Consider the following 19185-nt stretch of genomic DNA (forward strand, 5'->3'; position numbering starts at 1 on the left):
AACGATGAGCCGCAAGGCGTGCGAAAAGCCAATGAGTCAAGCGTACTTTTCGTACGTGACGGAATTGGCTTTGAAGCACAAACAGCGGATCGCGTTTTTCGACAGCCTGTTACAGGAGGTCCGGGTCGAAGTCTCCTATGGCCGGGCTTCTTTTCCAGCTCCGCTTCGGGTCTTTTTCCGTCTTGTCCTTGTGAAGGGCCATTTCTATGCCGATATAGAGCTCCCTTTCGGTGAAGGGCTTCAAAAGGTAGCCGAAAGGCTCGGTCAGCTTGGCCCGCTCTATGGTCTCGTCGTCCGAATAGGCCGTAAGAAAGACTATGGGCACGCTGATCTTTTTTCTTATTTCCTCGGCGGCTTCGATTCCGTCGAGCTTGCCGGGCATCACTATGTCCATCAGTATGAGATCGGGCAGGTCCTTTTCAACAGCCTTCACCGCCGCCTCCCCGGAAGTGTGGTGGGACGTCACCGCGTAGTCCAGGGCCGCCAGCTGGGTCATGAGGCCCTGGGCCAGGATGAATTCGTCCTCCACTACCATTATGCGAGCCTTGGGCATGATCCCTCCTTCAAAAGGATGGTACAGGGCTGACGGATGGCTGAAACGCCTGTATCGGACCGGCTGGCCTGACCGGGATGGTGAGTTTTTCCGTCAGCACCCTTGAACTCCACATCATATACAATCGGCCCTCAAAAGAAAAGCGCGATTTTTTTGTGGTCACGGGCCATGATGTGTGTATAAATGGGATTGAATGGTTTTTAGATTTTTTCAGGGCCCCGGAGAGCCGTATGGGGATATTGCGGCCCCGGTATTATGGATGAGCCAAAGACTTGCTTTTTAACCCCGCAAGGCTTTTTGAACTCGCTGTTTTCCGGTTTCATAACCAAAAGCCTTGCCTGGTAATTTTCCGAAAAGATTCGGGCTGATACGCTGTTCGGACTTTCCGGCGCGGAGGGATGGCACCTTGAAAATTTCCACCTTGCTTTCCGGGATGATGACGGTTTCCGTTGCGGATTTCTCCCCGTCGGAGCCGGGCTGGAAGGAAGACGTAAAATCCGACGAATACAAGACCTTCTACCAGGATTCCGCCGGGGGCGAAACCCGCAAGGTTCTTCTTCTGGGTATTTTGAACGCGAGCCCGGAAGCCTGCTTCTCCCTGGTGACAGACTATGATCGCTTCGGCGATTTCATGCCCTTTGTCCAATACACGAGGCTCCTGGATTCCGAAAGGGTGAACGACGACACGGTGAAGAACTGGGTCTTCTTTTACCTTAACCCCCCCATGGTGGCCAATCGCTTCTACACCATTGAGCTCGTTGACGAAAAGAACGTGGACGGACGCCTTGGGGTGTACCGGTCCCGCTGGAGCCTGGACACGAGCGGACGCAGGAAGACCCCGGACGACCGGGACATTAAGCCCAAGATTAGGGGCGGCTTTAAAAAGCCGGTGGAAACTCCCCTAAACGACGGGTTCTGGCTCTTCGAACCCCTGGAGGGCGGCAGAAAGACCAAGGTGACCTACTGGGTATGGACCAACCCCGGCGGGAGCATCCCCCCCGGCATCGCCGACAAGGCCAACGCGATAGCCCTCCCCAAGCTGTGGACTGCCTTTGTGGAAAGGCTGAAGGAGCGCCAGAGGGGCAAGGCAAGGTGATGAAAGCGGTTTTCCGGGAATGCGTCCGCATCGGATCGGGAAAAAAGGAGTCTTTCACTTGCGGTTGAAAATTTTTGCGGCTGTGGCGGTTTCCTGCTGCCTGGCGGCGTCAGCCTTGGCGGCTTCCGCGCGGGACGACCTTGCGCCCGCCGATTCCGGCTGGACGGAAAAGACCGGCGGCAGGGACTACAGGACCTACCTTCGGTACGTGAAGGGGGCAGACACCGCAGAGGTGCTCATGGTGGGCAGGGTTTCGAAATCCCCCAGGGAATGCCTCGCGGTGGCGACATCCTACGCGGCCTTCCCGGAATTCATGCCCTACATAAAATTCACGCGTCTTCTGTCCTCGGAAAAAGCCTCGGCCACAAAGACCATAAACACGGTGTTTTTTTACGTGGAAGCCCCCCTTGTAAGCCCCCGTTTTTACACCCTGCGCCTGACGGACGAAATAGGCCCCACCGTGTGCCAGAGCGCCTGGGACCTGGAAAAGGGAGCAAAGCGCAAAACCCCCGCCGATCCGGCCTTTGCCGGGAAAATCCCGGACCCCTCAAGCGCTGTGGAAACGCCCCTCAACAGGGGACACTGGCGCTTCACCGCCCTGCCCGGTGGAGCCGGAACCAGGGTGGATTACTACGTGTACACCAACCCCGGCGGAAAGATACCTCCCTTTATCGTCAACAAGACCAACGCCATCGCCATGCCCTTATTGTGGAAGGCCTTCACGGAAAGGCTTTCCGGGAGGAAATGACAGTGAACCAATTTGGCGCAGGCCGTGCTGCATTCGAGGACGCGTACGTAACGCTTGCCTATTTCGCCAGGATTTGGCTATCCACCGCCAGGCTGGGACTTCGCCTGGGTCCGGTTTCAATGGGCCGAGCGGCCATCCGTTATCCCTGGGTGATGGCCTTTTTGAAGGTGAATTCCTTTTACGGAAAGCTTATAGGCGGACGAAGCGGAATCCAGAGAAGGGCCGGCGCCCATTTGGTCCATGCCCTTCAAAACGAGGGCACCAGGGCGTTTGAGGAACTGGTCTCAAGGCCCGACCGTCTCATACTGAACGAGGACCTGGTACCCCCGGAGATTTTTTTCGCCATGGGGCTTTCCTCCTGGTTCGCCGAGCTTCTGGGTTTCATCCTTCCCATGTTCGACGCCGGAAAGGCCGAGCATTACATAGACGTGGCCGAAAGCCACGGCCTTCCCCCAGACATTTGCAGCCTCCCCCGCCACATCATGGGCATAGCCCTTTCCGGCCACCTTCCGAAGCCTGCCGCAGTGGTCACTTCAAATTCGCCCTGCGACGGCGGAATGGCCTCCTACAACATAATCGCCAAAGAGCTCGACTGCCCTGTTTTCCGCCTGGACATCCCCTATAATTTTGAAACGGAGAGGGCTGCGGATTATTTCGCTGGCGAGCTTTCGCGCCTGGTCGCGTGGCTGGAACTTTACACCCCCGGACGCATGGACTGGGACGCCTTGCGCGAAATCTGCGAGGAGCGCAACCGGATGCAGGAGGCCGAGGCCGCCCTGTGGGACATGCTGAAGGTGAGGCCCGCGCCCCTGGCCGCCGAGCCCGTGTATCTCTCCCACCTGTGGGGTTTCGTGGTGCAGCCGGGCAGGGCCTCGTCCACCCGGCTTATAGAGGCCATGACGGAATTTGCCCGTAAAAACATGGAGGCGGGGCAGGGGGCCCTGAAAGATGAGCGCTTCCGCACCCTTTTATGGGGGCCTTTTCCCGCCCACCTGCCCGAAATCTGGGCCTGGGCCGAGAAAACCTTCGGGGTGGCCCTTCTTCTGGACAGCCTTTCCTACAACAGGCTTCCGCTAATCGATACAAAAAGCCCCGAATCCATGCTGAAAAGCCTTGGAAGGACCATAATGGCCGGACCCATGGCGAGGCATTCCAGAGGGCCCGCGCAAAACTACTTTGAAGACATGTTCTTCGCGGTGGAAAACTTCGGGGCGGACATGATCTGGCATTCCGGCCACGTGGGCTGCAAGAACGCGAGGGCGCTTATGGGCATGCTCCGGGAAAAATGCCGGGAAAGGCGGATTCCCCTACTGGTGATGGATTATGACCTTTCAGACCCCAGGGCTGGTGATTTGGCGGCGGTGAAGGCCCAGATAAGCCACTTCATGGAAAACGTCATGAAAACCGCGCCGCTTGCCTGACCGGCGCTTCCAGGTTTTCCGTGTCCGTTTCCGTCTTCCTCGTCCATCCCGCTTTTATCGCGTGTCTTCCGTTCCTCTTTCGTTGAAAATGGCTTCAGGCTGTTATAAAATTTGGCGTTGACTGATTTTACGTTAATTGCACCGGAAGAGTTTTTGGGGATTCACTGGATGGCTGGCATTTACGGAAATCATCGGGGAGAAAGCCGTTGAATCCAAAAGGACCGGAATCGGCAATGGACAGAAAAATATTTTCGCTGGGCTTGACCGTTCCGGCGGTTTCCCTCTACATCCTCTGCACAACCCTGGTGGACCAGGGCAGGACGGTTTCCAGGCGAAACATAGCCCCCACCTGGAACTCCTCGGAAGACGACCTGGACGCTGCCTTTTCGGAGCTTGAAAAGCGCGGCGTGGTTCGGCGCATACTCTCCGACCTTGCCGGAAACGACGTTTTCCGGGTCATGGATTCGGGGGAGTGGAATTGAAAGCTGAAATTTTCATAAAGGAGAGATGTTCAGCCACTGCCTCGATTAAGGCAAGCCGGGCTTTCACCCATCTTATCGCAAGCCTCGCCCTGGGGGGCTGAGGGCGATGATATGCAAGGAAGGGTAGGAGGGCGGGAAGGACGTGTACTTTAGTACACGACGCGCCGACCGACGAAGCCTGACGCCGCAGATCGCGCCCTCAGCCCCCCAGGGTTTCCTTATGCTTGCACTGGCGGTTGGGACATGCCAGATAAAGACCCTCCTTCTTGCTGGTTTTTTCCACAAGAAAGGGCGAGCCGCAGGCGGGGCAGGGCTTGGGGACGGGCTTGTCCCAGGTGGCGAAGTTGCAGTCAGGGTAGCGGTTGCAGCTGTAGAAAATCTTTCCCTGGCGCGATTTTTTTTCCACCAGTTCTCCGGTGCAGGCCTCCTGGGGGCATTTGACCCCGGTTGAGGCGCTGGAGGCCGGCTCGGCCTTGCCGCCGTTTCCGTTCAGGTTTTTCGTGTTCTTGCACTTGGGGTAGCCGGTGCAGGCCAGAAACGGCCCGAATTTTCCCTGGCGCACGGCCATTGGCTTTCCGCATTTTTCGCAGGCTTCGGTTTCTTCCAGTTCGGGAAGCTCAACGATTTCAGCCTTTACCTGCCCTTTTTCATCCCTGGTGTAATTGCTCGTGAACTTGCAGTCCGGGTAGCCCGTGCAGGCCAGAAAAGGCCCGTTCTTGCCGAGCTTTATGTTCACCGGTTTTCCGCACTGGGGGCAGTTCATGTTTGCCGTTAGCCCCACGCCCTTCACGTTGACCATCTCGCTTGCAGCCGCTTTAAGCGCCTCCCTGAAATGCCCGTAAAACCTGTCGAGAATTTCCAGGGGCTCGGCCTGGGCGGTTTCCACCCGGTCGAGGTCGTCTTCCATGGCTGCTGTGAAGGTTACGTCGAATTCCCTGGTGAAGCTGGCCACCAGTATGTCGTTCACCACGAAACCCAGTTCCGTTGGCCGGAAATAGCCCTTCACCAGCTCGACGTAGCTCTTGTCCCTGATGGTGGAAAGAATGGCCGCGTAGGTGGAGGGGCGGCCTATGCCCTTTTCCTCCAGTTCCTTTACGAGGCTCGCCTCGGAAAAACGGGGCGGCGGCTGGGTGAAATGCTGCTTGGGCTCTATTTTGAGGCGCTTTAAGGCGTCCCCGGCGTCCATCATGGGAAGGCGGCTGTCGTCCTTGTCGGAGGCGTCCTCAACACTCTCGTAGAGGACCGTGAAGCCGGGAAAGACCATTATCTGGCCTGTTGCCACGAATCCGTAGGGGCCAGCGCTTATCGATATGGTGGTCTTGTCCAATAGGGCCGGCTGCATCTGGCTTGCCACGAAGCGCTGCCAGATAAGGCGGTAGAGTTTGAGCTGATCGGGCGTAAGGAATTGCGCCACCTTTTCAGGGGAATTGTAAACCGAGGTGGGCCTTATGGCCTCGTGGGCGTCCTGGACCTTTTTGGTGTTCTTGAAAAAGCGGGGGGCGTCGGGCCGGTAGTCCTTGCCGAAGGTTTCGCCGATATAGGCCAGGGCCTCGTGGGCCGCTTCGGGGGCGATTCTGGTGGAGTCGGTACGCATGTAGGTGATGAGGCCCACGGGCTCGCCGGGGCCGAGTTCAACGCCCTCGTAGAGAGACTGGGCCACGCTCATGGTTTTCTTTGCGGTCATCCGAAGCTTGTTGATGGCTTCCTGCTGCATTTTGCTGGTGGTGAAGGGCGGAAGAGGGTTTTTCTTGACCCGCTTTTTGTCGACTTTTTCCACAACGAAATCAAGCCCGTTTAGGGCCGCGACAATGGCCGCAGCCTCGTCGCCGTTTTTCACCGTTATCTTTTTTTTGTCTTTGGTGCGAAGTCCCGCAAGAAAGGTGGGTGGGCCGTCTTTTTGAAGATGGGCGGTTATGCTCCAGTATTCTTCGGGCACAAAGGCCCAGATGGCCCGCTCGCGCTCGCAGATGAGGCGCACGGCCACTGTCTGGACCCTGCCCGCCGAAAGCCCGCTTTTCACCTTGCGCCACAGAAGGGGCGAGACCTGGTAGCCCACCAGGCGGTCCAGGGTGCGGCGTATCTGCTGGGCGTCGAACTTGTGCCGGTCGAGTTCCACCGGCTCGGCCATGGCCTTTTTTATGGCGCTTTCGGTAAGCTCGTGAAAAAGCACCCTGTGAAAGACCCGGCCCTTTTTTTCCAGGATTTTGGCGGTGTGCCAGGCTATGGCCTCACCTTCACGGTCGGGGTCGGGGGCGAGGTAAATTTCCGTGGAGTTGGATGCGGCCTTCCTGAGATTGGCCACCACTTTGCCCTTGCCGGGAATCACCTCGTACTTGGGCTCGAATCCGTGCTCGACGTCTATTCCTATTTCCTTGGGCGGAAGGTCAACAATGTGGCCCACCGTGGCCTCCACGTTGAATTTTCCGCCAAGATATTTTTTAAGCGTCTTCACCTTGGTGGGTGATTCCACTATGACCAGGGGCTTGTCCAATTTATTTATCGCCTCGCGCAAACAGTTTTCCGGGGCTCTGGCAAACCAGGCCCTGAAGTTCAAGGGACAGAAGAATGCCGGAAAGGCTTCCGGCGTCCATTTTAACCTTGCGGCTTATTTCATCCACGTGAACGGGCCATGATTCAAGGGCTGCGTACACCAGGGCTTCGTCTTCGGGAAGAGGTGGCGCGGCCTTTTCCGTTTGGGCGGATCCCGCGCCCAGGGCTGTTTCGATATGCCCGAAAATGGGCTCCAGCACGTCCAGGACATCCCTGGCGGATTCTATCAGGCAGGCCCCCTGGCGGATGAGCTGGTGGGTCCCCGCGCTTTTGGGGGAAGCCACGGAGCCGGGTACCGCGAAGACCTCCCGGTTCTGCTCCAGTGCCATACGGGCGGTGATGAGGGAGCCGCTTCTGGCGGCGGCCTCAACAACAACCACCGCTGCCGAAATCCCGGAGATTATCCGGTTTCGGGGCGGAAAATGCCAGGCCTCCGGCTTGGCGTTCATGGGAAATTCCGAGATCACGGCCCCGTCTTTTATGATTTCCGCGAAAAGGTCCTGGTTTTCAGGGGGATAGACCACCGAAAGCCCGCATCCCAGAACCGCGACGGTTTTTCCCTTTGCCTCAAGCGCCCCCTCGTGGGCGGCGGTGTCGATTCCCCTGGCCCCGCCCGAAACAACTGTGACTCCCGCTTCGGCAAGGTCCTTCGCCATGCGCCGGGTGACATCAAGCCCGTAGCGGGAAGGGTCGCGTGAGCCGACAAGTGCCACGGCCCTGGATGCCGCCGTAATGTCTCCGTAGTAATACAGATAAGGCGGAGGGTCTGGAATCTGGCGCAACAGCGCGGGATATTCTTCATCGGAGAAAGTCGCCACCCTTGCGTAAGAGGAGCGCACCGCCTCCAATTCCTGCTTTACCTCGTCGGGAACCTGCTTCGCCAGAAGAAACGCCCTGGTTTTCTCAGGCAGGCCAGCGGCCTGTTTTAAGGCCTTTTCCCCGGCGTTTAATATGGCATCGGGGCTTCCAAGGTTGTCGTAAAGGCGCTTGAACAAAATATTGCCCAGTCCGGGCGCACTTTTGATGAAAAACCAGGGAAGCAGCGGGTCGTTTTTATCCCACATGGGCCTTTGCCAAAAAAAAGGGCGCACGTAAAACGCGCACCGTGGGGTTTAAGGGGAGGGGCCGGTTCATGATCGCCTGAAAAACGGGGCTTCCGCAACGGAAGAAACGGGCGGCCCCTGGTGCAATGGGCCGCCCGTCAATCAAAAAAGCGGACAATCATTTGGCCATCATGTCCGCCCCAACGGCCTTGTTGCCGCCCCGCCAGAAAAGCAGAAAGGGGCAGGCGATGAATATTGATGAATAGGTTCCTGCAATGAAGCCTATAATGATTGCCAGGGCGAAATCGTGAAGAACCTCACCGCCGAGAAAAAAGATGGCGAACACCGTAAGGAGGGTTACGCCGGAAGTGAGCACGGTGCGGCTTAAGGTTTCGTTGACGCTTCTGTTGATGACGGCTTCAAGGGGCATCCTTGCGTACTTGGTGGTGTTTTCCCTCACCCTGTCGAAAACGATGATGGTGTCGTTGACCGAATAACCGATGATGGTGAGGATGGCCGCAACGATCTGGAGGTTGAACTCCTTGCCGAGAAGGGCCAGTATCCCCACCGTCAGCAAGGTGTCGTGCAAAAGCCCCACAATTGCGCCCATGGCGGCCCTTAGCTTGAAAAAGTAGAAACAGACCACGGCGATTACAAGAGCGATGGCCATGAGCGCATACATGTGGATGCCGAAAAGGGACAGAACGTACATGGTCCCCAAAATTATCGCGCTCATGACAGCCGAGGGCAGCCACTGCATTTCAAAGCGGCCCGAAATGTAGATCAGCATGAAGATCATGGAATAGAACATGGCGTTTAAGGCCTTGTCCCAGAGGTCGCGCCCTACCTGGGGTCCGACCGCGTCCTTGCCTATAACCTCAAAATTGGCCCCGTAGCTCTTTTTGAGGGCCTCGTCAACCTTGAGGCCGAATTCGGAGGTTGCTGCGTCGGCCTCTGATTCGCCGCCCTTGATGGCGAAGGTTTTCTCTTCGGCAAGTCCGAACTGCTGGATTGAACTGGTTCCAAGGCCCACCTTGTCCAGGGTCTTTCTTATGGCGTCGGCGTTGGTGGCCTGGGAGAACTTCACCACAACCTGGGTGCCGCCCGCAAAGTCGATGCCCATTTTGGGGCCGCCGTTGATTACCAGGATAAGAATGGCGGCTATGTTGACCAGGGTGGAAAGGCCTATGGCGATCCACTTCTTGCTGAGGAAATCTATGTTGATGTCGGGCTTTATGAACTGCATGGCCGATTGTCCTTTATCCTTTGTATGTACGCATCAAATGGAGAGCTTCTTCACGCGGCGGTAAAACACGAAGTAATCGAAGATTATCCGCGTAACCACAATGGCCGTGAAAAGGCTTGAAACAAGACCCAGAATCAACGTTACCGCAAAACCCTTGATGGGTCCGGTCCCGAACTGGAACAGGATGAGGGCCGTTGCGATGGTTGTGACGTTCGAGTCTATGATTGCGTACATGGCGCGCCCGTAACCCGATTCAATGGCGGCGGCGATGGTTTTACCCGTTCGCAGTTCCTCCCGGATGCGTTCGTTGATAAGGACGTTGGCGTCCACCGCCATACCAAGGGTGAGGATTATACCAGCGATGCCCGGAAGGGTAAGGGTGGCTGAAAAAGCCGCAAGGCCCGCGCCGATCAGAAGCGTGTTCAGGATGAGGGCGAAATCGGCGGCAACGCCAGCGCCCATGTAGTAAATGGCCATGAAAACGAAAACGAAGCAGACGCCCACAATGCCCGCGATGAGGCCGCTTTTTATGGAGTCGCGCCCAAGGCTCGGCCCGACTATGCGTTCTTCAATGGCCTTGACCGGCGCGGGAAGTGCCGTGCGTAGGACGATGACCAGGTCGTGGGCCTCTGCGTCGGTGAAGCTGCCTTCTATGATGCAGGCTCCGCCAGCTATCTTTTCCCGGATCACCGGGGCGGATTTAACTACGCCGTCCAGAACTATGGCGAGGCGCTTGTCCTTGTTGATGCCGGTTATCCGCTCGAACATGGTGGCGCCCATGGAGTTGAACTTGATGGCCACGTAGGGAGAGCCGTTCTGGCTGTCGAGCTTTACTTCCGCCTTGGTGATAGTGTCGCCGGTCATGAGGGTCTTTTTCTTGACCATCATCTTGGAGCGCGTGACCACGCCGGTTTCAGCATCCCTGCTCTCTATTTCGAGAATCTCGGTGCCGCGCGGCAGGCGCTCCCCGGCCTCGTACTGGGCCGCGTCGTGCTCGTCGTCAACCAGCTTGAACTCCAACTGGGCTGCGGTGCCGATTATGTCCTTGGCCCGCTGGGGGTCTTTGACGCCCGGAAGCTCGACCAGTATGCGGCGCTCGCCCTGGCGGCGGATCTGGGGCTCGGTGACGCCCAAGGTGTCCACGCGGTTTCTGATGATCTCCGTGGCCTGCTCAACCGAGCTTTTTTTGATGCGGTCCTTTTCCACCTCCAGCATGGTCAGCGTGCCGATCCGGTCGTTTCCTTCAATCCTGCTGGTGTAGGAAATTTCCGGATGTTCCTTTGAAAGCAGGTCCCTGAAGGACTTTTCAGCCTCAGGCCCGTTCAAGGTGACGGATATCTTGTCGCCTTCCACGCGCTCTATGTCCGAGTGGGGGATGCGGGCCTTGCGAAGGGCCTCGTAAAGCGCGTGGACCTTCCGCTCCATCATGGTCTCCACGGCCTTTTCCGTCTGGACCTCCATCACAAGGTGCATTCCGCCCTGGAGATCAAGGCCAAGGTTGAAGACCTTGTGGGGCCAGAGGGTGTTTTCCTTGGTGGGGCTGTCGCCTTCCTTCTTGTTGCGGTAGTAATCTATGGAAGGCGCGAGCAAGGCTATGCCCACGGCCATAACGGCGATCACCAGCGCCACGCGCCACGTGAAGTTTCTCAAGGCAGGTCCCTCTTATTTCTTTTTGTTGTTGTCTTCGTCGTCGCCGCCCTTTGCCGCCGACTGTATGACCGTGGCCACCGCCGCTTTCTGGAACTTCACGCGGGTCTTTTCGGCGATTTCCAGGGTCACGGTCGTGTCGTCAACGCCCACCACCTTGCCGTACATGCCTCCGGCGGTGATGACCCGGTCTTCCTTTTTCAGGGTATCCCTCATCTTCTGCTGTTTTTTGGCCTCCTTCTGCTGGGGCCGTATCACCAGAAAGTAGAAGATGAAAAACATGAGAAAAAGCAGGATGAAGACGCTTGCGCCTCCTCCTCCGGCCTGTCCGCCCGCGCCGCTAGGGGCCGGGGCCATTGCATAAGCTGTGTCGAACAAGGTGAATCCTCCCTTGATTAATAATTTCTATGAGCCTGTCCAAAAACGCGAACTGCTGTGTCAAGCTTCAAAGCCAATTCCGCTACGTACTTTATAGTACGCGTGGCTCTTTTGGCTTTTTGCGTGACGTGTTCATCGTTTTTATTCAGGCTTATATTCAGCCATTTACAATGGGCTGGTAATATTAGGCGAAAACACGGTTGAAGATGAAATCAACGTGTTTCAGATGGCCCTTTACGTCAAAAACCTCGTCAAGTTTTTCCCTGGGGACCAGGGCGGAAATTTCGGGATCAGCGAAAATGGCGGCCTTGAAATCGCCGTTTTCGCTCCAGGCCTTCATGGCGTGGCTCTGTACCAGCCTGTATGCATCCTCTCGCGAAAAACCGGCCTCGGCAAGCAGAAGAAGAACCTGCTGGGAAAAAATGAGCCCGCCGGAAAGGGCAAGATTTTTGGCCATTTTTTCCGGGTAGACAACGAGTTTTTCGATAAGCCCGGTAAGGCGCGCCAGCATGTAATCCAATAAAATCGTGGAATCAGGCCCGATCACCCGTTCAACGGATGAATGGCTGATGTCCCGCTCGTGCCAAAGGGCAACGTTTTCCATGGCGGCGAAGGCGTTGGCCCTGACCACCCTGGAAAGCCCGCACAGGTTTTCGCTTCCTATGGGGTTCCTTTTGTGGGGCATGGCCGAAGAGCCCTTTTGACCCTTGGAGAAGAATTCCTCGGCCTCGCCTACCTCGGTGCGCTGAAGATGCCTTATCTCCAGGGCGATCTTTTCAACCGAGGCCGCGCAGAGGGCCAGGGCGGTGAAAAATTCCGCGTGCCGGTCCCGCTGTACTATCTGGGTGGAAGCGGGTTCCGGGACAAGGCCCAGCTTTTCGCACACGTATTCCTCAACGCGGGGGTCTATGTTGGCGAAGGTGCCCACGGCCCCGGAAATCTTCCCGGCTGCCACGCAGTTTATCGCGGCCTCCAGGCGCTTTCTGTTGCGCTTCATCTCCTCGTACCACACGGAAAGCTTGAGGCCGAAGGTTATAGGCTCCGCGTGGATGCCGTGGGAGCGCCCCATCATGGGGGTGTACTTGTGCTCGAAGGCACGGGTTTTTATGGCTGAAAGAAGCGCATCAAGGTCTTTTATAAGGATGCCGCCGGCCTCTTTCAAAAGCCAGGCAAAGCTGGTGTCCAGAACGTCGGAGGAGGTGAGGCCCAAGTGTATGTAGCGGGATTCCGGCCCCACGTGCTCGGCCACGCTGGTTAAAAATGCGATTACGTCGTGCCTGGTCTCCTTTTCGATCTCGAAAATCCGATCGACGGTGAAACCGGCCTTCTTCTCTATGATTTCAACGGCTTCCACGGGGATGCGCCCAAGCTCGGCCCAAGCCCGGCAGGCCAGCACTTCAACTTTCAGCCAGGCTGAAAAACGGCTTTGGTCCGTCCACAGGCGGCCCATTTCTTCTCTTGTGTAACGCTCTATCATGATTGATTCCCACGAGGTGCGGCAGGTTGTAAAAAAAAGGCGTCGGGCCGTCAAGAGCTATTTTTCCGGCTTGGCGCTTTCCGAGCGTATCGAGAACTGGCCCGGAGCAAGCGAAACATCGCCCTTAAGGATAATTTCAACGTGCTGCTTGGCTTCCACGTCGTAAAGGGATTTTCTCTTTTTGTTCTGAAGGTAGTCGGCCACCACAGGCGGCACGACGGCCTCCACCAGGACCACGTCGGCCTTCTGGGCCTCGGTGCGCAGCTTGCGCAGGATGGTGAGGGAAACCGTCTCCACCGAAGGGACCGCGCCCTTGCCGTGGCAGGCCGGGCATTCTATGTAGCTGCCGTACTCCACCGGCGGGCGGATTCTCTGGCGGCTCAGTTCCAGAAGCCCGAACTTGGAGATTTTTCCTATCTTTATCCGGGCCTTGTCGCGCTTGGTGTGGTCCTTCATGGCCTTTTCAACCGAGGCCCGGTGCTTGCTGTCCCGCATGTCGATGAAATCCAGCACTATGAGCCCGCCCAGGTCGCGCAGGCGAAGCTGCCGGGCGATTTCCTCGGCGGCTTCCATGTTGGTCTGATAGGCGGTTTTTTCGACGTTGGATTCCTTGGTGGATTTGCCGGAATTGACATCGACGGTGACAAGGGCCTCGGTGGGCTGTATGACCAGGGAGCCGCCCGACTTGAGCGGAACCCGGCTTTCGAAAATGGCCGCTATCTTTCTTTCGAGCTCGTGGCGGGAGAATATGGGCTTGTCGTCCTTGTGGAGCTTAAGGATTCCGGCCCGCTTGGGGCTGGCGGCCGTTATGAACTCCGAAAGCTCGTCGAAGACCTCCTGGTCGTCCACCAGAATCTGGGAGACCTCCGGGGTCAGGTAGTCGCGCACGGCCCGTATGGCAAGGCTCATTTCCTTGTGAAGGGCCACCGGTGCCTTGTCGGAGATTCCCTTTTTCCTTATGTTGCGCCATAGCCGCATGAGCTGCTGAATGTCTTTGGCGATGACCGTCTTGGTCTGGTCCATTCCGGCGGTGCGCACGATGAGGCCGAAGCCTTCGGGCAGTTTCACGCCCTCCACTATTTCCTTTATGCGGCTGCGTTCGGACTCGTTTTCGATCTGGCGGCTGACGCCCTTGGTGTCCGAGCCGGGCATGAGAACCACGAAACGGCCCGCAAGGGAGATGAAGGTGGTCAGCATGGCCCCCTTTTTCCCCACAGGATCCTTGGTGACCTGCACCAGAAGCTCCTGGCCGTTTTTGAGCACGTCGTTGATCCCCGTGCCGCCGTTCGGGGTGTCCTGGTAGTAGTCGGAGTGGATTTCGTGGCGCTGGAGAAAACCGTGGCGGTCCGCGCCGTAATCGACGAAGGCGGCCTGAAGGCTTGGCTCCACGCGGGCTATGACGCCCTTGTAAATGTTGCCTTTGGTAACCTCCCTGCCGGCGCTTTCAATATAAAAGCCTTCCAGGTGGCCGTCCTCAAGTATGGCGAAGCGGCATTCTTCAGGATCAAGGGCGTTTATGAGTATTTGGGTTGGCATGATCACTTTCGGGTTTATCAGCCTGTCTAAAAACGCGAATTGACAGTGCCCGCGCTTTAAAGCCAATTCCGTCACGTACATTTAGTACGCGTGACTCTTGGCTTGTCGCACTCCTTGCACTTCATCGCCAATATTGCGATTGGTATCCAGGCTTCGTATCCAGCCATTTTCAACGGGCTGTTGTACATGAACATCGGTGGGCAGGAACTCCGAAAAAGAGATTCCCCTTTCCCGCGAAATTTTACTTGATAAAGATTATTTGCGGCCAAGTCAAGCATTTCCGCCCGGATAATCGAGACAGGCCATTTTCGCCCGGCGGGGCCATCGGTCTGTGGAACCTCCTGGAAAGAGCTCCTCACACTTTTCCGGCCCTCCAATTTGCCGATTCCGCCTGTTGCGCATTGACTTTGACCCTGGTCTTTTCTATTGTATGTGTCTTTTCGGCAACACGCATTTAAGGGATTGATTCCCGCGCTGCTTTCGGGGCTTGTCCGACCCGTGCCGGGGCTAAAAAACTTTTTCGCCATAATGCTTCAGGGAAGGCGCCATGTACAAGATTCTGGTGGAAGGCGGTCACCGCCTCAAAGGTGAAGTTCGGATAGGCGGCGCGAAGAACGCGGCCTTGCCCATTCTGGCCTCGGCCCTTCTGGTTGACGGCGAGTGCGTTTTCGAAAACACGCCCGATCTCAAGGACGTGAAAACCTTCATGAAGGTGATGGAGCACCTGGGCGCGAAGTGCCGGTACGAAAATCACGTGGCCGTGATAGACGCCTCGGCCTGCGAATCCAAGGAGGCGCCCTACGATCTGGTGCGCACCATGCGGGCCTCGGTGCTGGTCATAGGCCCCCTGGTGGCCCGGTGCGGCAGGGCCAGGGTGTCGCTTCCCGGAGGCTGCGCCATCGGAGCACGGCCCATCGACCTTCACCTGAAGGGCCTGGAAGCAATGGGAGCCACGGTTTCCATGGAGCACGGCTACGTGGAGGTTACAGCCGAAAGGCTCATGGGCGCTGACATCTACCTCGATATGCCCACCGTTACGGGAACCGAGAACCTCATGATGGCCGCCGCCCTGGCAAAAGGCGTCACCACGCTGCGAAACGCCGCCCGCGAGCCCGAAATAGCGGCACTTGCCGAGGTCTTGAACCTCATGGGGGCAAGGGTCACCGGAGCCGGAAGCGAGGTCGTCACCATCACGGGCGTGGACGCCTTAAAGCCCGCCAGGTATTCCATAATCCCGGACCGCATAGAAACAGGCACCTACATGGTGGCCGCAGCCCTCACCAAGGGAGACGTCACTTTAACCCACGTTTGCCCCGACCATCTTTCGGCGGTCATCCACAAGCTAAGGCAGGCGGGAGTCACCATTGAAACCGGAGCCGACACCATCCGGGTCATGGGACCGGAAACCATAAAGAGCGTCGATCTCACCACCCGCCCGCATCCCGGTTTTCCCACCGACATGCAGGCCCAGTTCATGGTCCTCATGTGCGTAGCAAATAGCAATTCGGTGATCAACGAGACCATCTTCGAAAACCGCTTCATCCACGTAAGCGAGCTGAAGCGCCTTGGGGCCGACATAACGGTTACCGGGAACACCGCCGTTGTGCGCGGGGTGAAGCGCCTTCTGGCCGCCCCGGTCATGGCCTCGGACCTAAGGGCCAGCGCCTGCCTTATTCTTGCAGGTCTTGTTGCGGAAGGGGTCACCGAGGTCAACCGGGTCTATCACCTGGACCGGGGCTATGAATCCATCGAAAAGAAGCTCACCGGTATCGGAGCCGTCATCCGAAGGGTCTGGGAAGACTGATCCCGGCTGGTTTTCCAGGCCCCTGGTCCCCCTTGCCGCCGCCTTTATCGCCGGAATCCTTCTTGGCCGCCTTTCCCCGTGGTGGGAGCCCGCGTCCATCGGCGTCATGTCGGCGGCCTTCGCCCTGGCCGGTTTCCTCGTTCTGCGCCTTAAAAGCCAGGCTCGTAGGATCGGCGCGGTGCTGGCCTTTTTTTTGTTGGGCCTTTTTCTGTATGATTCAACCGAGGCCTTTGACGTTCCTTCCGGCCATGTGGCAGGGCTTATCGACGGCTCCCAGGCGAGAGTGACGGGAATCGTCTCCGGCCCCCTTGAAAACCGCCCGGAATGCCTACGATTCGTCCTGAAGGCGGAAAGCGTTTCAAGGGGCCGAAGGCTTTTGCGGGCCAGCGGCAACGTGAGGGTATCGGCCTATGACGTGCGCCCGGCGGTGAAATCGGGCGACCGCGTTTCCTTCGTCACCCGCCTTCGCAGAATCCAGTCCTTCAAAAATCCCGGCAGTTTCGACTACGCCGCGCACATGGCGGACAGGGACATCCTTGTCTCGGCCACGCTGGGGAAAAAATCCCGGCCCGTCATTTTTGCCGGGGCCTCCGGGAACGGCGGATTTTTTCCGGCCCTGCGGCGGGATATAGCGGATAACGTTGGCCGGGCCGCGCCGGGCCAGGGTGGAGACGTCCTATCCGCCCTGGTGACCGGGGACGTTTCGCGGATTTCAGCGGACCTGCGCCAGTCCTTCGCGGATTCCGGCACAGCCCACATCCTTTCGGTGTCCGGCCTTCACGTGGGGCTTGCCGCAGGCTTCGCCTTTTTCGTATTGAACGGGCTTCTGGGATTTTTTCCAAGCCTTGTTCTCACCGGAAAAGCCAGGCGGACGGCCCTGGTGCTGGCGGTGATACCGGCCATCCTCTACGGGTTTCTCACTGGCATGTCGCCCGCAACCCTTAGGGCGGTCATAATGGTGGGCGTCCTTTTTCTGTCATTTTATGTCAAAAGGCAGAGCGAGGCCATAAACAGCCTGGCCGCAGCCGCCCTCGCCATTCTGATCATCAGTCCCGGAAGCCTTTTTCAGATTTCGTTTCAGCTTTCCTTCCTCTCGGTATTCTTCATTCTTGTGGGCTTTCGCTCGGTTCCTTTTTTGAGGCATCGCCCAAGGGAGAGCGAACTTTTTCGCCTGTGGCTGTACCGGGTCGCCTCCCTTTTCGCCATTACGGTTTTCGCCACCCTGGCGACCCTGCCCATAGTTCTCCGGGCCTTTCAGCAGGTGAGCGTTTCCGGGTTCGCCGCCAATTTTTTCCTGGTGCCCCTTGTGGGAACGGCGGTCCTGCCCCTCGGCCTGTCCGGCGTGGCAATACTGCCTGTCTGGCCGGAATTGGCCTCCTGGCTGTTTTCTGCGGCGGGATTTTTCATGGAATGGGGAGTTGTGGCGATACGATGGTTCGCCAGCCTTGAATTTTCAGCCGTGATGCCAGTTTTTCCAAGCGTGTTGGAATCGGTTCTCTATTATCTTTTCATATTCTGCGTGCTGAAATTCCGGCAAAGCCCATACGCCAGGGCGGGTCTTGTTTTGGTGTTCCTCGTTTTTGCGGGTGACGCGTATTATTGGTATCAGGAGCGTTTCCTTGACGAGTCTTTACGGGTGACGGTGCTGGACGTGGGCCAGGGGACAAGCGTCGTGGTGCGCTTCCCCAAGGGGCCGGTGATGCTGGCCGACGCTGGCGGGCTTACCGGGGAATCGAGCCTGAATATCGGAAAGGCGGTGGTGGCCCCTTATTTGTGGAGCCAAAAAATCCACACGGTTGACGTGGCTTTTATCACCCACCCGGACCAGGACCACGCGGGAGGAATGCCTTTCATTCTGGAACACTTCGGCGTACGCAAGTTCTGGTCCAACGGCCAGGAGACCGAAAGCGGCACCTATGAAAAAATCATGAGCATGGTGAGCGGAAAGGGAATCGCCCGGAAGACCCACCAGGAGCTTTTTTGCGGAACCGTCATCAACGGGGTTTCCATCAAAAGCCTTTATCCGCCGCCGGAATTTACTCCGCCTCCCAACAAGCGCACAAACCAGTTCTCCCTGGTGCTCCGCCTTAAAATGGGCGAAAAGACAATATTGATAACGGGCGATGTAACCAAGCCGGGCCTGAAGAAAATGCTGAAGACCCTTGACCCCAAGGAGCTTGACTGCACGGTGCTGGTGGTTCCCCACCACGGAGCCAAATCCTCGTTCTTGCAGGAATTCGCCGACGCCGCCCGGCCAAGGTGGGCCGTGGTGAGTGTGGGAAGGAACAACCCCTGGAAACTGCCCCGCGAAGACGTTCTGGCCGCCTATCGCAGGGCCGGGGCCGAGATTTTCCGCACCGACCATGACGGCGCTGTCTTCATCGAAACCGACGGAGAAACCACGGAGGTTTCCACTTTTGTGGATTGAATGTGGGCGGGTGGAGAACCCGTATGTTCGCATTTGAAAGTCGGCAGTAAAAGTCTTTGAAACGTGGGTGGATCCGGCAGTCAGTTAAAAATGCACTTTGTTCCGCATAATGATGAGCCTTTATAACCGATTATTGGCTTTTACAATCTACCAGTTTGCAAGTATTTTTTTTGCTTCTTCCTCCATCATTGGTGAACATAAAGAAAGAATCCCAACCGCATTGTAACAACCATTATGCTCACGACAATACTCAAGAAGGTCTAAGACGTGCCCACCAGGGATATGTATCTTTCTAATTAACATCTTAATGACAGGCGTAGCAATTATAACTTCTTGTGTTGGTCTTTCATGACAGAGTTGTTCCAATAATGATAAAGATAGATCGATAAATTTTCCTGTTGGTTCATTAATAAACTCAAGACAAATCATAAGGGCTGCGTTATCAGAAATCCCTGCCCCAATAGATAAAACTTTCCTCGCATCTTCTTCATTTTCGAATGGAAATGACGCATCAATAGAATCGATGAATTCAATTTCTTGTTTCGATGCCATAGCACAACCCTTTACAAACACCGAATGCGATGGATCTTCAAATGAAATGCGCCTCCGGGTTTCTTTCACGTTGAAAGTGACCCGGAGGCGCATTTCATTGCCGATGAACCAGCCTGCCGAATGAGGCAGGATTTCAGCCTGGATAAAAACGATGAAATGCAAGGAAGGCGAGCGGCGCGGGAAGGAATAGTACTTGTCGTACATGACGACCCGCGCCGCGATGC

The 19185-nt window shown here is 56.9% G+C and carries 15 protein-coding genes; 6 read left to right on the forward strand and 9 right to left on the reverse strand.

Going from position 1 to position 19185, the window contains the following annotated elements; all coding sequences use genetic code 11:
- Window positions 1-109: 109 nt before the first annotated feature.
- Window positions 110-553, reverse strand: coding sequence for a response regulator (locus HZB23_12850; protein ID MBI5845545.1), 444 nt, complete (start codon window positions 551-553; stop codon window positions 110-112).
- Window positions 554-959: 406 nt separating this feature from the next.
- On the opposite strand from HZB23_12850, the gene HZB23_12855 reads away from it, so the two are divergent.
- The 4 genes from HZB23_12855 to HZB23_12870 all read left to right on the forward strand — a co-directional run bounded on the left by HZB23_12855 (window position 960) and on the right by HZB23_12870 (window position 4300).
- Window positions 960-1649, forward strand: a complete 690-nt coding sequence (locus HZB23_12855) for a hypothetical protein (protein MBI5845546.1) — start codon at window positions 960-962, stop codon at window positions 1647-1649.
- A gap of 58 nt (window positions 1650-1707) precedes the next feature.
- Window positions 1708-2397, forward strand: a complete 690-nt coding sequence (locus tag HZB23_12860) for a hypothetical protein (GenBank protein MBI5845547.1) — start codon at window positions 1708-1710, stop codon at window positions 2395-2397.
- Window positions 2394-3818 carry a 2-hydroxyacyl-CoA dehydratase gene (locus tag HZB23_12865; protein ID MBI5845548.1) on the forward strand — a complete coding sequence of 475 codons (1425 nt, stop codon included), beginning with the start codon at window positions 2394-2396 and terminating at the stop codon, window positions 3816-3818. Before HZB23_12860 ends, HZB23_12865 begins: the two co-directional genes overlap by 4 nt.
- A gap of 233 nt (window positions 3819-4051) precedes the next feature.
- Window positions 4052-4300: a hypothetical protein gene (locus HZB23_12870; GenBank protein MBI5845549.1), complete on the forward strand. Its 249-nt coding sequence runs from the start codon at window positions 4052-4054 to the stop codon at window positions 4298-4300.
- A gap of 199 nt (window positions 4301-4499) precedes the next feature.
- Here HZB23_12870 and topA read toward each other — a convergent pair whose 3' ends face one another.
- The 7 genes from topA to HZB23_12905 form a co-directional block, all read right to left on the reverse strand.
- Entirely contained in the window at window positions 4500-6791 is a 2292-nt protein-coding gene (gene topA, locus HZB23_12875) for a type I DNA topoisomerase (protein ID MBI5845550.1), read from the reverse strand.
- 1 nt (window position 6792) lies between these two features.
- The gene (dprA, locus tag HZB23_12880) at window positions 6793-7914 is read right to left on the reverse strand and encodes a DNA-protecting protein DprA (protein MBI5845551.1); all 1122 of its coding nucleotides are present in this window, start codon (window positions 7912-7914) and stop codon (window positions 6793-6795) included.
- A 157-nt stretch (window positions 7915-8071) separates the two neighbouring features.
- Window positions 8072-9139, reverse strand: a complete 1068-nt coding sequence (secF, locus tag HZB23_12885) for a protein translocase subunit SecF (protein ID MBI5845552.1) — start codon at window positions 9137-9139, stop codon at window positions 8072-8074.
- Between the two features lie 33 nt (window positions 9140-9172).
- Window positions 9173-10789, reverse strand: coding sequence for a protein translocase subunit SecD (gene secD / locus HZB23_12890; GenBank protein ID MBI5845553.1), 1617 nt, complete (start codon window positions 10787-10789; stop codon window positions 9173-9175).
- A gap of 12 nt (window positions 10790-10801) precedes the next feature.
- Complete coding sequence (gene yajC / locus HZB23_12895) at window positions 10802-11164, reverse strand: preprotein translocase subunit YajC (GenBank protein MBI5845554.1); 363 nt, start codon at window positions 11162-11164, stop codon at window positions 10802-10804.
- Between the two features lie 184 nt (window positions 11165-11348).
- Window positions 11349-12641: an adenylosuccinate lyase gene (locus tag HZB23_12900; GenBank protein MBI5845555.1), complete on the reverse strand. Its 1293-nt coding sequence runs from the start codon at window positions 12639-12641 to the stop codon at window positions 11349-11351.
- Between the two features lie 57 nt (window positions 12642-12698).
- Entirely contained in the window at window positions 12699-14177 is a 1479-nt protein-coding gene (locus HZB23_12905; protein MBI5845556.1) for an Rne/Rng family ribonuclease, read from the reverse strand.
- 547 nt (window positions 14178-14724) lie between these two features.
- Here HZB23_12905 and murA point away from each other — a divergent pair.
- Both murA and HZB23_12915 read left to right on the forward strand, forming a co-directional pair.
- Entirely contained in the window at window positions 14725-15981 is a 1257-nt protein-coding gene (murA, locus tag HZB23_12910; GenBank protein ID MBI5845557.1) for a UDP-N-acetylglucosamine 1-carboxyvinyltransferase, read from the forward strand.
- Window positions 15917-18409 carry a DNA internalization-related competence protein ComEC/Rec2 gene (locus HZB23_12915; GenBank protein ID MBI5845558.1) on the forward strand — a complete coding sequence of 831 codons (2493 nt, stop codon included), beginning with the start codon at window positions 15917-15919 and terminating at the stop codon, window positions 18407-18409. The genes murA and HZB23_12915 overlap by 65 nt, the downstream gene beginning before the upstream one ends.
- 147 nt (window positions 18410-18556) lie before the next feature.
- On the opposite strand, the gene HZB23_12920 is transcribed toward HZB23_12915, so the two are convergent.
- Window positions 18557-19165, reverse strand: coding sequence for a hypothetical protein (locus HZB23_12920; protein MBI5845559.1), 609 nt, complete (start codon window positions 19163-19165; stop codon window positions 18557-18559).
- Window positions 19166-19185 lie beyond the last annotated feature (20 nt).

The organism is Deltaproteobacteria bacterium (genome assembly GCA_016235345.1).
Taxonomy (GTDB): Bacteria; Desulfobacterota; Desulfobacteria; order Desulfobacterales; family Desulfatibacillaceae; genus JACRLG01.

Excerpts from the sequence above, each read along its gene's own strand:
- HZB23_12850 (MBI5845545.1), bottom strand. The coding sequence starts at position 553 with ATGCCCAAGGCTCGCATAATGGTAGTGGAGGACGAATTCATCCTGGCC.
- secF (MBI5845552.1), bottom strand. The coding sequence starts at position 9,139 with ATGCAGTTCATAAAGCCCGACATCAACATAGATTTCCTCAGCAAGAAG.
- HZB23_12870 (MBI5845549.1), top strand. The coding sequence starts at position 4,052 with ATGGACAGAAAAATATTTTCGCTGGGCTTGACCGTTCCGGCGGTTTCC.
- murA (MBI5845557.1), top strand. The coding sequence starts at position 14,725 with ATGTACAAGATTCTGGTGGAAGGCGGTCACCGCCTCAAAGGTGAAGTT.
- HZB23_12920 (MBI5845559.1), bottom strand. The coding sequence starts at position 19,165 with ATGTACGACAAGTACTATTCCTTCCCGCGCCGCTCGCCTTCCTTGCAT.
- HZB23_12915 (MBI5845558.1), top strand. The coding sequence starts at position 15,917 with ATGAATCCATCGAAAAGAAGCTCACCGGTATCGGAGCCGTCATCCGAA.
- HZB23_12865 (MBI5845548.1), top strand. The coding sequence starts at position 2,394 with ATGACAGTGAACCAATTTGGCGCAGGCCGTGCTGCATTCGAGGACGCG.
- dprA (MBI5845551.1), bottom strand. The coding sequence starts at position 7,914 with ATGTGGGATAAAAACGACCCGCTGCTTCCCTGGTTTTTCATCAAAAGT.
- HZB23_12900 (MBI5845555.1), bottom strand. The coding sequence starts at position 12,641 with ATGATAGAGCGTTACACAAGAGAAGAAATGGGCCGCCTGTGGACGGAC.
- HZB23_12905 (MBI5845556.1), bottom strand. The coding sequence starts at position 14,177 with ATGCCAACCCAAATACTCATAAACGCCCTTGATCCTGAAGAATGCCGC.